Below are 16,795 nucleotides of genomic sequence, written 5' to 3' on the forward strand. Positions count from 1 at the left end.
ATAGTACAGAAGCAGATTAAGGCGTACAATTTGTACGTCTTTTCTTTTTTATCCGAAAGAAAAAATGCCTATCTAGAGATCATAGGCATTAAATATTATTATCAATATCTTCATTTATTTTTTGGCTAAGTTTCTGAACCTTCTCTTTAACATTTGAAACAGCTCTTTTTTGAATTTCATCAAAGTTTTCCTGAATATAGTCCATGACACTTCTTATTAGAACTTCACTTTCAAAATTGAATATCTCATTTATTTCTGACTGTTCTTCATCTGTTAGGTGATGGTATTGAAGTTGTTTAGCATTTACTTCAGCAGCTACATCAATCCTAACTTTAGTTGTTCTGGTTGTACAATTTCATATTCACCTTCTGCATACTTTTGCTCCGCATAATGGCCTCCCCATTGACAGAGCTCCTGCAAGATAGGTTTAAGAGATTCTCCAAGTTCAGTGGATGAATATTCAACCTTCGGCGGTACTTGATTATACATCTTTCTGCTCACAAGTCCACTGGCTTCAAGCTCTCTAAGTGTTTGAATCAGCATTTTCTGAGTTATATTTGGGATCATGCGCTTTAATTCACTCGTTCTCTTTGGTCCATTCATTAAAAAGTATAATACAAGGCCTTTCCATTTTCCGCCAATAACTTCCTTTGTCACTTCAAACCCACAGCTAAATTTTTTCATGTCTAAAGCTCTCCATTCCACATTTATTACTTTTTAGTTACTATATCACAAAAAAGTGGGTACTTCCGATAATGTGCTTACTGAAGGATACTATATCTTGTAGGTTGTTCTTCAAGTACTTAAAGGTACTAGACATAAAATAAAATCAATTCTAAAGGAGTGTTAAGTATGGGTAAATTTGAAGGTAAAATAGCGCTTGTAACGGGTGGAACAAGTGGGATTGGTCTTGCTACAGCACAAAAATTTGTAAACGAAGGTGCATATGTTTATATCACGGGACGTAGACAAAACGAACTTGATAAAGCTGTTAACCAAATTGGCAAGAACGTAACCGGTGTTCAAGGTGATATTTCTAAGCTAGAAGACTTAGACAAACTATATGACATGATAAAGCAGGAAAAAGGTAAGTTGGACATTCTTTTTGCTAATGCAGGCACCGGCAACTTCCTTCCATTAGGTGAAATTACTGAAGAGCAGGTTGATAGAACGTTCGACATTAACGTTAAAGGAACCATCTTTACTGTTCAAAAAGCGTTATCACTATTCCCGGACAAAGTAGGTTCTATTATTGTAACGGGCTCTACTGCTGGATCAATTGGCAACCCAGCGTTTAGTGTATATGGAGCATCTAAAGCAGCATTAAGAGCACTGGTTCGCAACTGGATTCTTGACCTAAAAGGTACTGAAATCCGTGTAAATGTGGTGAGTCCAGGAGCTATTCTTACACCTGCATACGATGAGCTTTTTGGTGATGCACTTGAAGGAGCAATGGAAAATACCAGAAATACTGTTCCAGCTGGAAAAGTTGGGACACCTGAAGAAGTAGCAAACGCTGTATCTTTCCTTGCTTCAGACGAAAGCAGTTACTTGACGGGTGTTGAATTGTTCGTAGATGGCGGGCTAGCACAGGTATAATTTCACTGCGCAGAGATTACAAATAGTCCCCTTGGTAAGGTGTGAAATTGGTGTGACTTCATGATTAATGTCTAGAGCAAGTACTTATGGGACAAGACTTTGACCTGCCTTTTCTTCCACGAGGACTGCATGAACATCATTATGGACCCCCGCTACATTGAAGTATGGGGCAAATTCACGCCTAGAGGCGGAATCTCCATTGACCCGTATACAAACTACGGCAGACCGGGAACAAAATATGAAAAAATGGCCGAACATCGGATGATGAATCATGATTTGTATCCGGAGACGATTGATAATCGTTAATCACTATAAAAGCGTGCCTATTATGACTTTTATGCAAATAAATTGCTATTGCAGAGGTAATGTAAGACGTACAAATGTGTACGTCTTTTTCTTTTAAGCACAAAAACAATTTATTAACGAAAGTATTTTGGCAGAAAGGCTAACAAAATCAAAGGAAAATATGTTGTAGATTGCTTTCTTTTTTTGTGGGGCATCCATATCCAATCACGTTATCTTGCACTTGAACATTTTTTATAGACTGGTACCGCGACAAATTATTTCTCTTCTACATACCAATAAAGTAGACATTAAAAAGTGAAAGAGAGGGCGAAAATGTGTGAAAATTCTTTTCCTCGAGAGTCATCCCATGTGGCTCTATGGTTTACCAAATGGGTTTAGGGAAGCAGGACATACCGTAATGATTTCCGGTCCTGTAAGTCGGGAAAATATCACTGAAATGATAGACGAATTTAAACCAGATCTAATAGTATCTATGGGATGGACACCAGAGCATTCAAGGGAAAAGCAGGCCTGGATTCGCAACGCTACTAAAAAGGTGAATATCCCTCTCGTTTATTGGGCAACTGAAGACCCGCTGCACACTCAAAACTTTACTATCCCGTTAATTAAAAAGGTGAAACCAGATTTTGTTTTCACGGTTACGCCTTCTCTGTGTAAAACTTATGAAAGCATGGGGATTAAAGCAGCTCACTTAGACTTTGCATTTCACGAAAGTATACATCACCAGATTAAACCATTAGCAAAATACAGTTGTGATATAGCAGTGGTGGCTAATGCTTACCCTAATTTTCTTGAAGAACATCCGGAAGTGTTCCGTTCGTCCTCTTTAAAAACGCTTATTCGTCCTCTTATACGGAAGGGTATTCGCATTGATTTTTGGGGGAGAAACTGGGAAAAAATGAGTAAATATATAGGAAGAGAAATTCCCCGCAATTGGATCCATGGATACCTTGATTATACTGAAGCATATAAAGTCTACAGTTCAGCAAAAGTCGTTATCGGTTTGCAAAACTGTGAAAGCCAACTTACGCAACGCACCTATGAGATTCTTGGTTCCGGGGGGGTTTTATTGACATCGGATACACCAGCAGTTCGAGGTAAATTCAAACCTGGCCGCGATCTCATCGTTTCTTCCTCCCCAAAAGAAACATTGGAAAAGGTTAAATACTATTTGAATCATGATAGCGAGAGAAAAAAGATTCAGATAAACGGTAAAAAGGCTGTAAAGAATGATTCCTATCTGCATAGAGCCGAGAGAATGCTTGAGGTGCTAAAAAGCAGAGGAATTATAAGAAACTTAGGGGAAACCATTCATTATGTAGATGTTCTCAAAGAAAAATACGTGATCCATCATGTTACTCCCGGTGAAACATTATCAATAATTGCCAGGAAGTATAATGTTTCCCTGCAGCAACTCATGGAGCTTAATCATTTCAAATCAGATCAAATATATGCTGGACAAATCATTAAGATTAGAGAGAAACTGTTTAGAAATATTGATAACAAATTTTTCTAAAGGAGAGTAATATGAATGAAGGGGAAAATACCTAAAATAAGAAATCAAGCGAATAAAGTAAAAAGAACGCCTCGTTATATGGAATTTCCCGTGACATACGAAGTATATCATGTGGAATCCGGCGATACATTATGGACGATTTCTAAATCCTTCAATATCCCGGTACAACAACTTATAAATCTTAATAAGCTTTCTTCAGATAGAATTTATCCTGGACAAATTATAAAGATAAGAGAAAGATAATCTTTGAGGTTTCGGAAACGAATCAAATTGAAATGACAATCCTCATTTTTTTATTTGTGGGGAACTTGATATTTTTGGGGATGAAGGGGTTATGAGATGTTTCAAATGAGCTATTTCTATTCTGGATTAGGATGGGATTTTATTCAACACGTTGATCAAACGAACGGAGTATTAAATGTTGTGTCTCCTGATTTTTTCTATATCAGAAAAGATGGATCATTACTTCTCCGTTCAGCTAATCCCGATGTGATTAAAGCTCTTCATAGAAGAAAATTAAAAGTAGTTCCTTTTCTAAGCAATCATTGGGATCAGGATTTGGGGCGATTTTCATTAATGAACCGAGTTCTTTTAGCTAAACAAATTTCTCATGCAATAGAAGAACTGGATTTGGACGGAGTTAATATCGATATAGAAAACCTTACAGAAAAAGATCGGAATTTATTTACAGATTTTGTTAGATTGGTAAGGAAAAGTATTCCTAGACATAAAGAAGTATCAGTTGCAGTGGCGGCAAATCCTTTTGGCTGGACGAAGGGCTGGCACGGATCATATGATTACGAGTATTTAGCTAAATATGCAGATTACCTTATGATTATGGCCTACGATGAAAGCCACCTTGCTGGACCTACTGCAAGTGTAGGATGGGTGGAAAAGTCCATTCAATATGCTCTGACCCAAAAAATCTCTCCTAAAAAACTAGTTTTAGGATTGCCATTCTATGGCCGCTGTTGGATGAAAGGCCAATCTGCCTCTCAAGCCATTCCCCTTTACCTTGTTGACTCATTAGTAAAAAGGCATAACGGGACAATTATTTTTGACACAAAGAGTCAATCTCCAAAAGCTATTTTTACTGTCAATCACGATAACAAGGGGCTGTTGCCTTCGGGAACATATACATTATGGTTTGAAAATGAACAGTCACTCAGAGCAAAAATAAAACTCGCTCAAAAATATAATCTGAAAGGTCTTGGCAGCTGGAGTCTTGGACAAGAGGATGCGTCAGTCTGGAATACAGTGTTTAAAAATATATAATGATTTATAGTTCAAAGCAAAATTCGAAGATAATTGCAATGAATCTCTATCCTGAATGGATGCTGGTTTATCTAAAAAACATGATGAGAATTGATTGACCACTCTCATTAAAGGATGGGGAAATTCAAGGCGCCAAGGTACGTGGAGAACCATGACTTGTTGATAATCGACCATATAGTTTCTCCTCAGAAATGAGGGGGTTTTACATAAAAAAGACGAGCGAATCCGGGGGGAATTCCACTCGCCGCTTTCTAATGAAAAGACGGGTGCTGGATGGCAGCTCGTCTGTTTCATTATAAAATAGGGAACGTATGTTTGTAAAGGCCTGCGCTGTTTTTTCTCATTCGGAGCGGATCAATTGTAAAGGAATGGTCAGCATGATAGCATGTCCTGTAAAAAGAAGGAGTGTTCGTTATGGAGCCGTTAGAGTTAAACGGTGTAAGACTGAAAATGTATGATTGTAAAGAAAGTGCGGGTGAAAACGGCCGCATGATTTCATTTATATTGAAGGTGACCTCTGAAACGTATCATGATATTGCCGTCCTTTTGTATGAAAAAACATTTGACATCAAGGCGCCCGAGCGTGGGCTTGAATTCCGCGGTAAAATAACCAACTACTATACATCCGTCACTAATCTTTACAATAAAGATGAGACAGGTGATTTTTTTGTAGAAATGACCGAGATCTGAATTCATTTGAAAAAGCTGCCGGGCGGCAGCTTTTGTGCGGGATATGTAAATGGTTCGGATTGTTCGGGGGGTTTAATAGGAGTCTCTGATGATTTTATAATTCTTATGGTTGACGACAGTGAGGGAATCTAATTCAAGGTCACGATAATTATCCATGATGGTTACATCAACGATGACGGAGTTTTCATTTACTTTTTCAACAATACCGGTTAATCCGTTTTTAAATTCAATGACGTTTCCAACCTTAGCAATTTTCACGAGCTTCCTCTCCTTTATCATAAATCCTGTTTGAAAATATTTTGCAGTATTTTCTTTAAGAAGTAAAGCGATATGGGTATCAGCCCGCTCAATCATTGTCCCGGCGGGGGAAAGATGGTATATTGATTTTCGGGAAAAAGCCGAGAAAAGGAGGCTGTGTTCGTTGCTGCCTGAGGAAATTTCAGAATGTATCAACCAAATGCGCACCGGTGAAATCAAAGAATTCAGGGTGCAGAAAGAACATTTTCTTGCATTTCGAGCAGTTTTATCGAAGCAGGAAGATTTTAAGCATTTCCGCGGTATTGCACAGCAGGGCGGAGATGTTGTTTTCCAGTATTTAGAACAGCCAAGAAGCTGACGGCTCCTCGCACATGAGGAGTCTTTTTTTGTTTCTTGGTTTCTCATTTCATCTGGCTGTAACACGTGTAAACAAAATGTAAAATCCCTCCGATGGATACTTTTACTGCTATTTGGTTAATGTTGTGAAAATGACGGCTGTTTTCCTGCCAATAACAAGGCTGTTAACGAACTTCTTCCATCATAAAAGCTGATTGGGAGCACTGGAAAATCTTTAACCGTGAATTTGCGCACAGCTCTTGTTAAGGTAGTGAAGTATTTAAGGAGGAAATCGTATGACGACAAAATTTGCTGCCTTGGCTGTCTTTTTTCTATGTTTTATGCCTGCATCAAAAATTGAACATACAGAAGCTCTGTTTACTTTTGCGAAGAAGCCAAAGCAAGAACCCAGCACACTGGTTGCTGATTTAAATAAAAAAAGCTCGGTTCCGAAGCTTTCAAAAACGGATCATAAGCATTCTATCCAACCGATAAAGCTGTCATCTCACCAAGAGAAGAAGGCAAAACCGGAAGAGACGGCTTATCAGCCGCCGAAAAAAACGTATTCCCGCGCTGACAGACAACTTCTGTCACGTCTCGTTCACGCAGAAGCGAAAGGTGAATCTTATAAAGGGAAGGTTGCGGTAGCCAGCGTAGTGCTGAACCGCACTGAAAAAAACGGCTTCCCGGATACCATTCGGGGTGTGATCTATCAAAGGAATGCATTTGAACCGGTAGCAAACGGAAGCATTAATCAAAAGCCGGATAAGGATTCCATCGCCGCCGCAAATGAGGCGCTTGACCATCCGGGCAGAGAAACGAACGCGTTGTTTTTCTACAATCCGAAAACGGCATCTGACCACTGGATCCGTTCCCGAAAAATTATCGAACGGATCGGCAGACACGTATTTGCGATGTAAGCATAGCGGGATCAAAAATATCCCGGCTATGCTTTTTTCAATTTTGAGAAATCGAAAATATTTTCAGAACTTGTCTCATATGATGATGGAAGAACGAGAGACAAGGAGAGACACCATGAATCGATTTGTGAAAGGGATCATTCTTTTATCCATCGCCGCCTTTTTCGCGGAATGTCTGGAATTTGTCGTGAATATGATACTGGCGCGGGAGCTTGGCGAGCATGGGATGGGACTTTACATGAGCATTCTGCCCACCATTTTTTTAATTATCGTCATCGCCAGTCTGGAGCTTCCGATCTCCATTTCAAAATTCATCGCGGAATCCAATCAGAAGCTGCATGAAAGCATGCTCCGGCATGCCTTCAGAATGACCGCCGTTTTTACCGCGTTTTCAACCGCGGCCGCAAGCATCGCGCTGCCGTTCATTCCTGTATTCGATACGTATCACCCGTTTATTAAAGGGATTGTCATCGGGCTGATTCCAGTCGTCGCTTTTACATCCATCGCCAGAGGTTATTTTATGGGTGTGCAGCAAATGGGAAAAATCGCGGTTGCGAATGTCATGAAAAAAATCATTCAAGTGCTTTGTCTGTTTATCTTTTTTCAATGGTACTCTTTTGAAATTGATATGGCCGTGCTCATTTCATTATTTGTGCTGGTCGCAAGCGATGTCGTGGTGTTCGTTTACTTGTATACGCAGTTTATTTTGGCACGGAGGGCGCTTTCCGGCCATCAGCACATTCATCTGCGCGGCAAGGACGTGCGGAAACGCCTCCTGGCCGTATCCATCCCGACAACGGGACTTCGTATATTTCATGCGGTGACGAACGCCATTGAACCCTTTTTAGTGAAAGGAGCGCTGCTGGCGTCCGGGGCAGCCGGGACAGCCGCGATTGATCAATACGGCATGCTTGCCGGTGTTGCGATGACAATCGGTTCGTTTCCCGCATTTATCGCCCATTCGCTGATGGTCGTCATGATTCCCAGCATTTCAGAAGCGTATGCGCTGTCCCAATATGATATTGTGCTGAAACGGCTGAGACAAGCGATTTTTATTACATTCGGCTACGGCATTCCGGCAGTCTGGGTCATGTTTCAGTTCGCGGGCCCGCTGACCCATTTGTTTTTTCAGTCTCCGGAAGCGCAGTATTATTTGCAGCTTTTGTGGCCGTTTTTTCTTTTTCATCTGTTTGTGATGCCGCTTCAGGCCTGTCTGATCGGTATCGGCCACGTGAAAACGGCGTTTTATCATAACGTATGGAGCAGCATTGTAGGGCTTTCGATGATGTATGTGCTCGGTTCTATGCCGGAATTGCAAATGCTCGGCATTATACTCGGCATGAATACCGGCATGATTCTTCTGACAAGTTTACATTACGCGACGATCTGCAAAGACCTCGGTGTCTCCGTGTTTTTGACGGGCGGCGGAAGAACAGCGCCCCGGATCGAAAGCTGAAAAGGCTGATACATTTCAATAAGGAAGGGCAAGCTATCCGAAACGCGTGAAAGGAAGATCATATGCATAAAAACCGCCTAATTGTATGTGCAGTCCTTTTGATAGCTGCCGCCGTCTGGATGCCTGAAGCAAAAGCCTCATCAGAAAAACAGGCAGTTCCCGCCGTGTTTCTGATGAAGACGATTGAAGGAGACGAGATATCGATTCCGAATAAAGGGCAGAAAACGATATTGCATTTTTGGACATCGTGGTGTCCGCCGTGCAAAAAAGAACTGCCTCAGTTCCAAACGTATTATGAACAGCATCAGTCCGATGATGTAAGCCTTGTAACGGTAAATTTGATGAATGCCGAGCGAAACAAAAATACCGTTCAAAACTTTGTCAGTCAGCACCATCTCACTTTCCCGATTGTTCTTGACACGAAAGGCGAGCTTATGAAGGAATACGATGTCATGACGATTCCCACGTCATTTCTGCTGAATGAAAAAGGAGAAATCGAAAAAAAGATCGTCGGTCCGATGACCGCCTCACAATTAAAAGAATGGTCAGAGAAATAAAAAGGTGCGGGAGGAATTCCTCCCGCACCTTTTTTGCATATAATGAACAGCTGAAGAAACACTAATGATAATTATTATCAAAAAGAAATTAAAACAATTATAATTGAAATCTTCCGCCGGCATGCTATAATAAAGGAAACACTGCGATAACACTGTGAAAATGCTGCCTGTCAGGCGGCTGTTTTGCTTTTATCGGGGAATTGAAGATGATTTGCGTTCTCAATTAGAGAGGAGAATTCATAATGAATGAACAAGTGATGACACAAACCCATTCACAACAGCACATACAAGAAGAGCGGGCCGGAAAAAAGTGGCTCCAGCATGCAGAACTCATTGCGGCGCTCGTATCCGGCGTCCTTATTCTTGCGGCCTGGTTTTTTACCGAAACAAAAGGCCTGTCCGTCACTTTGTATATCCTTGCCTTCCTGATCGGGGGATTTGCAAAAGCGAAAGAGGGAATTGAGGATACCATTGAGACGAAGGCGTTAAATGTGGAACTGCTGATGATTTTTGCGGCTGTCGGCTCCGCCCTGATCGGTTATTGGGCTGAAGGCGCTGTTCTTATCTTTATTTTTTCGTTAAGCGGCGCGCTCGAAACATATACGATGAATAAAAGCAGCCGTGATTTAACATCTTTAATGAAACTGGAACCGGAGGAAGCGACACTGCTTGCGGACGGACGGGAAAAGCGGGTGCCGGCTGCTGAACTTAAGATCGGTGACATGATCGTCATTAAGCCGGGCGAACGCGTAGCAGCAGACGGGATCATTGAGTCTGGCGTGACGAGCCTCGATGAATCGGCGCTTACGGGTGAAGCGATGCCGGCGGAAAAAACAGCCGGAGATTCTGTGTTTACAGGAACGGTAAACGGAAACGGCTCCTTAACGGTCCGTGTGACGAAAACAAATGAACAGTCTTTATTCAGAAAAATCATCCGGCTGGTGGAATCAGCCCAAAACAGCGTGTCACCGGCTCAGGCATTTATTGAGCGGTTCGAAAGTGTCTATGTCAAAGGCGTGCTGTTAGCCGTGGCTTTGCTTTTATTCATTCCTCATTTCGCTTTAGGCTGGAGCTGGAGTGAAACCTTTTACAGGGCGATGGTGTTTATGGTGGTCGCCTCCCCGTGCGCACTTGTCGCTTCTATTATGCCCGCTGCGCTTTCCCTTATCTCAAATGGGGCCCGCAACGGATTATTGGTTAAAGGAAGTGTGTTTTTAGAGCAGCTGGGAAGCGTACGGATGATCGCATTTGACAAAACCGGCACGGTCACTAAGGGACAGCCGGCAGTCGCGGCATTTCAAGCTGCGGAACATGTGAGTGAAGATGAGATCATGCAGGCGGTGTATGCCATGGAAAAGCAATCAAGCCACCCGCTTGCAAAAGCGATAGCTGAATTTGCCGAAAGCCGGGGCGCCGCGCCCGCAGGACATCTATCGATTGACGAGACGTCCGGATTCGGTGTTCAGGCTGAAATAGAAGGCGTCAAATGGATGGTCGGAAAAGCGGGGTTTGCAGGTGCAGATGCGGCAGATGCTTTTTTGCAAACATCGGGAAAAGAATTAAAGGATAAAGGTTTTACACTGGTCTTTGTTAAAAAAGATGACCGGGTTGCGGGCTGCTTTGCCTTAAAGGATCAAATCCGCCCTGAAGCCAAAGCCGTGATGGCTGAGCTTGAATCACTGGGCATTAAAACAGCCATGCTCACCGGCGATCAGTCTGAAACTGCGGCTGCCATTGCAAAAGAGGCGGGCATGACGACGGTTGTTGCCGATTGTCTGCCGGACCAAAAGGCAAAAGAAGTGAAGAAGCTGAAAGAAACGTACGGCACAATCGCCATGGTGGGGGACGGCATTAATGACGCGCCCGCTCTGAAAACCGCTGACGTCGGTATTGCGATGGGCGGGGGGACGGACGTGGCCCTTGAAACGGCTGACTTAGTCCTTATGAAAAATGATCTTCACAAGCTTGTGAAAATGTGCAGACTCTCAAGGAAAATGAACCGGATTATTAAGCAGAATATTGTTTTCTCGCTCTCGGTCATCTGCCTTTTGATCTGCGCCAACTTTCTTCAGGTGATGGAACTGCCGTTTGGCGTGATCGGGCATGAGGGGAGCACGATTCTGGTCATTCTGAACGGACTGAGATTATTAAAATAAACATGACAGCCGCACACGGGCGGCTGTTTTTTTAATGTTCGTTCACAGCATAAACGCCGGAAAACTGATAGAATGAATAAAGAGTCACTTTGGTAAGGAGGAAAAGCAAAAAATGAACAGATTAGAACGTGTTTCATCTTGGCTGAAAAAAGAAGGACATGATGCGGCGTTTATACATACAAAGGAAAACGTATTTTATTTAACTGATTTTTACACGGATCCGCATGAGCGGTTAATGGGATTGTTCCTGTTTCAGGAACAGGAGCCGTTTTTCGTTTGTCCGGGAATGGAAGCCGGACAAGCCCGCAGCGCCGGGTGGGAGCATGATATTATCGGCTACGGCGATCACGAAGACCCGTGGGAGCTGATCAAAGCCGAGCTCACAAAACGAAATGTGCCGCTTGATTCCATCGCGGTTGAAAAGGATTCGATCTCTCTTTCCCGCTCAGAACAGCTCAAACAAGCTTCAGGGGGCGCGGCATTTGTTTCGGCAGAAGAAACGCTCAACCAATTCCGTCTCGTGAAAGATGAGAAGGAAATCAGCATTCTCAGGGAAGCGGCAAAACTCGCGGATTACGGAGTTGAAGTCGGTGTCGCGGCGCTTAAAGAGGGTGTGAGTGAAACCGAAGTACTCGCGCAGATTGAGTTTGAGCTGAAGAAAAAAGGCGTGCAGGGCATGTCATTTTCAACGATGGTGCTGTTCGGGGAAAAATCAGGCCAGCCCCATGGGAATCCGGGTGCAGACCGGTTGAAAAAAGGCGATTTCGTTCTGTTTGATCTGGGCGTTATTCTTGACGGCTACTGTTCAGACATTACGAGAACATTCGCATACCAATCAATCAGCCCGAAACAGGAAGAGATTTACGAAACGGTGCTTAAAGCTGAACAGGCGGCGCTTCAATTAAGCAAACCAGGCGTCAGAATCGGCGATCTCGATTTAAAAGCCCGCGGCATTATTGAAAAAGCCGGATACGGAGACTATTTCCCGCACCGCCTCGGCCACGGACTCGGGATTTCGGTTCACGAATATCCATCAATGAGCAGCGCGAACGACACACTCCTCAAAGAAGGCATGGTATACACGATAGAACCGGGGATTTACGTGCCGGATGTCGGCGGCGTGCGCATTGAAGACGATGTGTTCGTCACAAAAGACGGCGCCGAAGCATTAACGCAGTATCCGAAAGAATTAACGATTCTGAAATAAAAAGCTTTGTGATAAAAAAGGACGGTTCTGGAACGCAGCGTCCTTTTTTATCACCTTTTAAATGAAAAAATCATCAAAATGCTGAAATGGTTTGATGTCATGCTTTTCATTCAGGGGCCGCATGGCAAGGTAACTGCCGCCGACTATGGCGAGACATAAACCGATTAAGCAAAGAATCCCCATCGCTGTTCTTCTCCTTTCAAACGAATAGGCTGTTTCTGTTTCTAGCTTACTGTATGAAACGCATTCCAGATCAAGGGAAAAAAGAAAGGGGGACGCCATGGCTACGATCAGAGACATTGCCGGCGCTGCCGGGGTTTCCGTTACAACGGTATCAAGAGTATTAAACGATCATCCTTATGTAAGTAAGGACAAAAGAGAAAGAGTGAAAAAAGCGATGCAATCGCTCGGATATTCGCGCAACATTCATGCTGTACATTTATCCAAAGGTTTTTCCGATATGATCGGCGTTGTGCTTCCGTCAGTGAATCTTCCGTATTTTGCGGACCTTGTTGCAGGTATTGCCGAGGCTGCCGAAGCGTCAGGCGTGCATCTTTCTTTATACCAGACAGATTATCAGCAGCAAAAAGAACGTTTTGCCTTATCACAGTTACAGGAGCGCCAAGTGGACGGCCTGATTATCTGCTCCAAAGCAATTCCTGATGAACATCTGCTTACCGTGAAAGAACCGCTCATTCTCTGCCAGTACACTGATGCGGCAGGGCTTTCCTCCATCAGTAATCCGCATCGGGAAGCATTTCGGCACGGTCTGGATTATCTGATAGAAAAGGGACACCGGAAAATAGCGATCAGCCTGGCCAGAAAAAAGGGAAAAAACAGTCAAGTACGCATTGCCGCATACAAAGAAGCGCTCAAGAAGGTCGGGCAGCCTTACAGGGAAGAGCTGGTTGTGGAAAAGGCGCTGACGCTGCTTGACGGGAAAGCCCTTTTTCATAGATGGAAGAGCTGGGATGACAGACCGACTGCGCTGTTTGCGGCGAATGATCAAGTATCCGCAGGTCTTTACCTTGAAGCCAAGGCAAACGGGACGCGCATCCCGGAAGAGCTTGCGATTTTGAGCATCGACAATCATGATATCAGCAAGATGTTAGGTATTTCCACAATAGATATACAAACAAAAGAAATGGGAAAGCAGGCTTTTCACATGCTTGAGAACAGGATCAGCGGCGGGCCTCCGGCAAGGAAAGTTCTTGATTACCGCCTTATTGAACGATCAACCGTCTAAAAAAAGAATTGACGCGCTTTCCGTTCGTTTTGTACGATATGAGGTATTGAATGACAAAGGAGCTGAGGATCATGAAGGGGTCCTTTACAGTTGAAAAGGTATTAAATAACAATGTGCTCATCGCAACACATGATAGATACAGTGAGGTCGTCTTAATCGGAAAAGGGATCGGCTTTGGAAAAAAACAAGCGGATGTCATTGAAGATAAAGGGTATGACAAGATGTTCATCTTAAAGGATGAAAAAGAACAAAAACAATTTAAAAAGCTCCTCGGTTATGTGGACGAGACACTTGTCGACATCTCCAATGACGTCATTTATCATATCAAGAAGCGGACAAGCCAACCGTTAAATGAGCATATCCATATTGCGCTGACTGACCATATCGCCTTTGCGGTAAAGCGGCTGCAGCAGGGTTTTGACATTAAAAACCCGTTTCTCATGGAAACCGAAACGCTTTATCCGGAAGAATTCCAAATTGCCCGTGAAGTCGTCGGCATGATTAATGAAAAGACGGGAATCTGCCTTCCGGAAGGAGAGATCGGCTTTATCGCTCTGCATATCCACTCCGCCCTGACGAATCGGCCCCTTTCAGAGGTCAATCAGCATTCACAGCTGATGTCCCGGCTCGTTCAGGTGATTGAGGAATCTTTCCAGATGAAAGTGAATAAAGAAAGCGTCCACTATTTGCGGCTGATCCGGCATATCAGATTTACCATAGACAGGATTAATCGGGAAGAGCAGACAAAAGAACCAGAAAAGTTAATGTTATTATTGAAAAATGAATACCCGCTATGCTACAATACTGCTTGGAAACTGATAAAAATCTTGCAGCAAATACTGAAAAAACCAGTTCATGAGGCGGAAGCGGTTTATCTCACGCTTCATTTGTACCGATTAACCAATAAAATTTCATAATTTCAGTTGAAACCTTAAAAACGTGTCACTGATTCGATCAGGCATGAGTGATTGAGGGTAAAAAACGGGAAGAACGGTCCCGTTATTTTGCACACCCTTTTTACTCATGCCTTTTTTGTTGTGTAAAAGGGCAAATGTAAACGGTTAAACTGAAGACTTGCGCCAGTGAATTCGTTGTCATGAATTTTCGCTGTAAGGTCACACTAGCTAACAGAGGAGGTACATCTTTTATGTTTAAAGCATTATTCGGCGTTCTCCAGAAAATCGGCCGTGCTCTTATGCTTCCGGTTGCGATTTTACCGGCTGCGGGGATCTTGCTTGCGTTAGGGAATGCCATGCAGAACAAAGATATGATTCAAGTCATGCACTTCTTAAGCAATGATAACGTTCAGCTTGTGGCGAATGTCATGGAAAGCGCCGGCCAAATCGTATTTGACAACCTGCCGCTTCTTTTTGCAGTAGGGGTTGCGATCGGTCTTGCCAACGGAGACGGTGTTGCCGGAATCGCGGCTATTATCGGATACTTGGTCATGAACGTATCCATGAGCGCCGTGCTTATGGCAAACGGCAGTATTCCGTCTGACAAAATTGAACGGGCAAAGTTTTTTGCGGAAAACCATCCGGCCTATATTAACATGCTGGGGATACCCACTTTGGCGACGGGCGTGTTCGGCGGTATTATCGTCGGGGTTCTGGCCGCGTTATTGTTTAACAAGTTTTATAAAATTGAACTTCCGCAGTACCTGGGATTCTTTGCGGGTAAGCGGTTCGTCCCGATTATCACATCGATTTCCGCATTAATTCTCGGTCTTATTATGTTAGTGATCTGGCCTCCGATCCAGCACGGTCTGAATTCCTTCTCCACGGGTCTTGTGGAAGCGAATCCAACCTTGGCGGCCTTTATTTTTGGGATGATTGAGCGGTCATTGATTCCGTTCGGTCTTCATCACATTTTCTACTCGCCGTTCTGGTATGAATTTTTCAGCTATAAAGATGCGGCCGGAGACATCATCCGCGGAGATCAGCGGATTTTCATGGCTCAGATCAAAGACGGCGTACAGCTGACGGCGGGAACATTTATGACGGGGAAATATCCGTTTATGATGTTCGGTCTTCCGGCGGCAGCGCTTGCAATCTATCATGAAGCGAAGCCTGAAAAGAAAAAACTTGTAGCCGGAATCATGGGTTCTGCCGCTCTGACAAGTTTCTTAACGGGAATTACCGAGCCGCTTGAATTCTCATTCTTGTTTGTGGCTCCTATCCTGTTTGCGATTCACTGCGTATTCGCGGGACTTTCCTTTATGGTTATGCAGCTGCTGCATGTAAAAATCGGTATGACCTTCTCAGGCGGTCTGATTGACTACTTCCTGTTCGGAATTCTGCCTAACCGGACGGCTTGGTGGCTTGTCATTCCGGTCGGCTTAGGATTAGCCGTCATTTACTACTTCGGTTTCCGGTTTGCGATCAGAAAGTTCAATCTGAAAACGCCGGGCCGTGAAGAAGAGGCTGCGGATGAAGGTGCGGGCGCCTCAGGCGAAGCCGGCGACCTTCCTTATGAAATCCTGCAGGCAATGGGTGATCAGGAAAACATTAAGCACCTTGACGCTTGTATCACGAGACTTCGCGTTACGGTCAACGACCAGAAGAAAGTGGATAAGGCCCGTCTGAAACAGCTTGGCGCCTCAGGCGTTCTTGAAGTCGGAAACAACATTCAGGCCATTTTCGGCCCGCGTTCTGACGGTTTAAAAACACAGATGCAGGATATTATCGCCGGACGCACGCCGCGCCCTGAACCGAAAGTATCCGCGCAAGAAGAAGTCAGCCAGCAGGTTGAAGAGGTTATCGCAGATCCGCTCCGAAACGAGCAGGGTGAAGAAGTGTTCGCTTCTCCGATCACCGGCGAAATCCATCCGATTACCGATGTGCCTGACCAGGTGTTCTCAGGAAAAATGATGGGTGACGGTTTTGCGATTCTTCCTGAAGAAGGAATCGTCGTATCGCCTGTCCGCGGAAAAGTGCTGAATGTTTTCCCGACAAAACATGCGATCGGCCTTCAGTCTGACGGCGGAAGAGAGATCCTGATTCATTTCGGAATCGACACAGTCAGTCTGAAAGGCGAAGGATTCACTTCTTTTGTTTCTGAGGGTGACCGGGTTGAACCGGGGCAAAAGCTGCTTGAAGTTGATCTTGAAGCGGTTAAACCTCATGTTCCTTCATTAATGACACCGATTGTCTTTACAAATCTTTCCGAGGGTGAAGCGATTTCCCTTTCGGCCGAAGGTACCGTAAAACGGGAACAAAAAGATATTGTGAAAATCGGAAAATAAGCATATAAATACGCCGTGCTTGTCAGATG

17 protein-coding genes and 1 pseudogene are annotated in these 16,795 nt (G+C 43.9%); 15 read left to right on the forward strand and 3 right to left on the reverse strand.

The annotated features are described in order from the left end of the window. Positions 1–315: 315 nt before the first annotated feature. Positions 316–684 (reverse strand): winged helix-turn-helix transcriptional regulator, encoded by a 369-nt coding sequence (locus tag BR62_RS0114630; protein WP_032871326.1) that lies wholly within the window; start codon positions 682–684, stop codon positions 316–318. Between the two features lie 168 nt (positions 685–852). On the opposite strand from BR62_RS0114630, the gene BR62_RS0114635 reads away from it, so the two are divergent. From BR62_RS0114635 to BR62_RS0114660, 6 genes and pseudogenes are all read left to right on the forward strand, one after another. Next, entirely contained in the window at positions 853–1,599 is a 747-nt protein-coding gene (locus tag BR62_RS0114635; RefSeq protein WP_020955730.1) for an SDR family NAD(P)-dependent oxidoreductase, read from the forward strand. Between the two features lie 114 nt (positions 1,600–1,713). Next, a pseudogene (locus tag BR62_RS0114640) lies at positions 1,714–1,905 on the forward strand (preQ(1) synthase); the annotation flags it as partial. Positions 1,906–2,221: 316 nt separating this feature from the next. Next, positions 2,222–3,421, forward strand: a complete 1,200-nt coding sequence (gene ykvP / locus BR62_RS0114645) for a spore protein YkvP (RefSeq protein WP_032871328.1) — start codon at positions 2,222–2,224, stop codon at positions 3,419–3,421. Positions 3,422–3,436: 15 nt separating this feature from the next. Next, a complete protein-coding gene (locus BR62_RS0114650) occupies positions 3,437–3,664 on the forward strand; it encodes a LysM peptidoglycan-binding domain-containing protein (RefSeq protein WP_007409588.1) in 228 nt (75 codons plus the stop codon). Positions 3,665–3,760: 96 nt separating this feature from the next. Next, positions 3,761–4,696, forward strand: coding sequence for a glycosyl hydrolase family 18 protein (locus BR62_RS0114655; RefSeq protein ID WP_032871331.1), 936 nt, complete (start codon positions 3,761–3,763; stop codon positions 4,694–4,696). A gap of 414 nt (positions 4,697–5,110) precedes the next feature. Beyond that, positions 5,111–5,386, forward strand: coding sequence for a DUF3219 family protein (locus BR62_RS0114660; RefSeq protein ID WP_007409590.1), 276 nt, complete (start codon positions 5,111–5,113; stop codon positions 5,384–5,386). 72 nt (positions 5,387–5,458) lie between these two features. On the opposite strand, the gene BR62_RS0114665 is transcribed toward BR62_RS0114660, so the two are convergent. Next, the gene (locus BR62_RS0114665) at positions 5,459–5,644 is read right to left on the reverse strand and encodes a YkvS family protein (protein WP_003154669.1); all 186 of its coding nucleotides are present in this window, start codon (positions 5,642–5,644) and stop codon (positions 5,459–5,461) included. 163 nt (positions 5,645–5,807) lie between these two features. On the opposite strand from BR62_RS0114665, the gene BR62_RS0114670 reads away from it, so the two are divergent. From BR62_RS0114670 to BR62_RS0114695, 6 genes are all read left to right on the forward strand, one after another. Then, entirely contained in the window at positions 5,808–6,002 is a 195-nt protein-coding gene (locus BR62_RS0114670) for a hypothetical protein (RefSeq protein ID WP_007409591.1), read from the forward strand. A 274-nt stretch (positions 6,003–6,276) separates the two neighbouring features. Beyond that, positions 6,277–6,900, forward strand: a complete 624-nt coding sequence (locus tag BR62_RS0114675; RefSeq protein ID WP_007409592.1) for a cell wall hydrolase — start codon at positions 6,277–6,279, stop codon at positions 6,898–6,900. Positions 6,901–7,015: 115 nt separating this feature from the next. Beyond that, positions 7,016–8,356 (forward strand): polysaccharide biosynthesis protein, encoded by a 1,341-nt coding sequence (locus tag BR62_RS0114680; protein WP_007409593.1) that lies wholly within the window; start codon positions 7,016–7,018, stop codon positions 8,354–8,356. Positions 8,357–8,418: 62 nt separating this feature from the next. Further along, positions 8,419–8,913, forward strand: coding sequence for an endospore biogenesis thiol-disulfide oxidoreductase StoA (gene stoA / locus BR62_RS0114685; RefSeq protein ID WP_007409594.1), 495 nt, complete (start codon positions 8,419–8,421; stop codon positions 8,911–8,913). A gap of 242 nt (positions 8,914–9,155) precedes the next feature. Then, on the forward strand, positions 9,156–11,069 hold the full coding sequence (locus BR62_RS0114690) for a heavy metal translocating P-type ATPase (protein WP_032871334.1): 1,914 nt from the start codon (positions 9,156–9,158) through the stop codon (positions 11,067–11,069). 112 nt (positions 11,070–11,181) lie between these two features. After that, positions 11,182–12,276, forward strand: coding sequence for a M24 family metallopeptidase (locus BR62_RS0114695; protein ID WP_032871336.1), 1,095 nt, complete (start codon positions 11,182–11,184; stop codon positions 12,274–12,276). Positions 12,277–12,333: 57 nt separating this feature from the next. On the opposite strand, the gene BR62_RS19960 is transcribed toward BR62_RS0114695, so the two are convergent. Further along, positions 12,334–12,459, reverse strand: a complete 126-nt coding sequence (locus tag BR62_RS19960; protein ID WP_014721086.1) for a hypothetical protein — start codon at positions 12,457–12,459, stop codon at positions 12,334–12,336. Between the two features lie 97 nt (positions 12,460–12,556). Here BR62_RS19960 and BR62_RS0114700 point away from each other — a divergent pair, with 97 nt between their 5' ends. From BR62_RS0114700 to ptsG, 3 genes are all read left to right on the forward strand, one after another. After that, a complete protein-coding gene (locus tag BR62_RS0114700) occupies positions 12,557–13,522 on the forward strand; it encodes a LacI family DNA-binding transcriptional regulator (protein ID WP_032871337.1) in 966 nt (321 codons plus the stop codon). A 50-nt stretch (positions 13,523–13,572) separates the two neighbouring features. Continuing rightward, positions 13,573–14,439: a glucose PTS transporter transcription antiterminator GlcT gene (gene glcT, locus BR62_RS0114705; RefSeq protein WP_012117426.1), complete on the forward strand. Its 867-nt coding sequence runs from the start codon at positions 13,573–13,575 to the stop codon at positions 14,437–14,439. Positions 14,440–14,669: 230 nt separating this feature from the next. Further along, positions 14,670–16,766: a glucose-specific PTS transporter subunit IIBC gene (ptsG, locus tag BR62_RS0114710; RefSeq protein WP_032871339.1), complete on the forward strand. Its 2,097-nt coding sequence runs from the start codon at positions 14,670–14,672 to the stop codon at positions 16,764–16,766. The last annotated feature ends 29 nt before the right edge of the window (positions 16,767–16,795 follow it).

The organism is Bacillus sp. UNC69MF (assembly GCF_000746035.1).
GTDB lineage: Bacteria > Bacillota > Bacilli > Bacillales > Bacillaceae > Bacillus > Bacillus velezensis.

Excerpts from the sequence above, each read along its gene's own strand:
- BR62_RS0114630 (WP_032871326.1), bottom strand. The coding sequence starts at position 684 with ATGAAAAAATTTAGCTGTGGGTTTGAAGTGACAAAGGAAGTTATTGGC.
- BR62_RS0114635 (WP_020955730.1), top strand. The coding sequence starts at position 853 with ATGGGTAAATTTGAAGGTAAAATAGCGCTTGTAACGGGTGGAACAAGT.
- BR62_RS0114650 (WP_007409588.1), top strand. The coding sequence starts at position 3,437 with ATGAAGGGGAAAATACCTAAAATAAGAAATCAAGCGAATAAAGTAAAA.
- BR62_RS0114655 (WP_032871331.1), top strand. The coding sequence starts at position 3,761 with ATGTTTCAAATGAGCTATTTCTATTCTGGATTAGGATGGGATTTTATT.
- BR62_RS0114660 (WP_007409590.1), top strand. The coding sequence starts at position 5,111 with ATGGAGCCGTTAGAGTTAAACGGTGTAAGACTGAAAATGTATGATTGT.
- BR62_RS0114675 (WP_007409592.1), top strand. The coding sequence starts at position 6,277 with ATGACGACAAAATTTGCTGCCTTGGCTGTCTTTTTTCTATGTTTTATG.
- BR62_RS0114680 (WP_007409593.1), top strand. The coding sequence starts at position 7,016 with ATGAATCGATTTGTGAAAGGGATCATTCTTTTATCCATCGCCGCCTTT.
- stoA (WP_007409594.1), top strand. The coding sequence starts at position 8,419 with ATGCATAAAAACCGCCTAATTGTATGTGCAGTCCTTTTGATAGCTGCC.
- BR62_RS0114690 (WP_032871334.1), top strand. The coding sequence starts at position 9,156 with ATGAATGAACAAGTGATGACACAAACCCATTCACAACAGCACATACAA.
- BR62_RS0114695 (WP_032871336.1), top strand. The coding sequence starts at position 11,182 with ATGAACAGATTAGAACGTGTTTCATCTTGGCTGAAAAAAGAAGGACAT.
- BR62_RS19960 (WP_014721086.1), bottom strand. The coding sequence starts at position 12,459 with ATGGGGATTCTTTGCTTAATCGGTTTATGTCTCGCCATAGTCGGCGGC.
- BR62_RS0114700 (WP_032871337.1), top strand. The coding sequence starts at position 12,557 with ATGGCTACGATCAGAGACATTGCCGGCGCTGCCGGGGTTTCCGTTACA.
- glcT (WP_012117426.1), top strand. The coding sequence starts at position 13,573 with ATGACAAAGGAGCTGAGGATCATGAAGGGGTCCTTTACAGTTGAAAAG.
- ptsG (WP_032871339.1), top strand. The coding sequence starts at position 14,670 with ATGTTTAAAGCATTATTCGGCGTTCTCCAGAAAATCGGCCGTGCTCTT.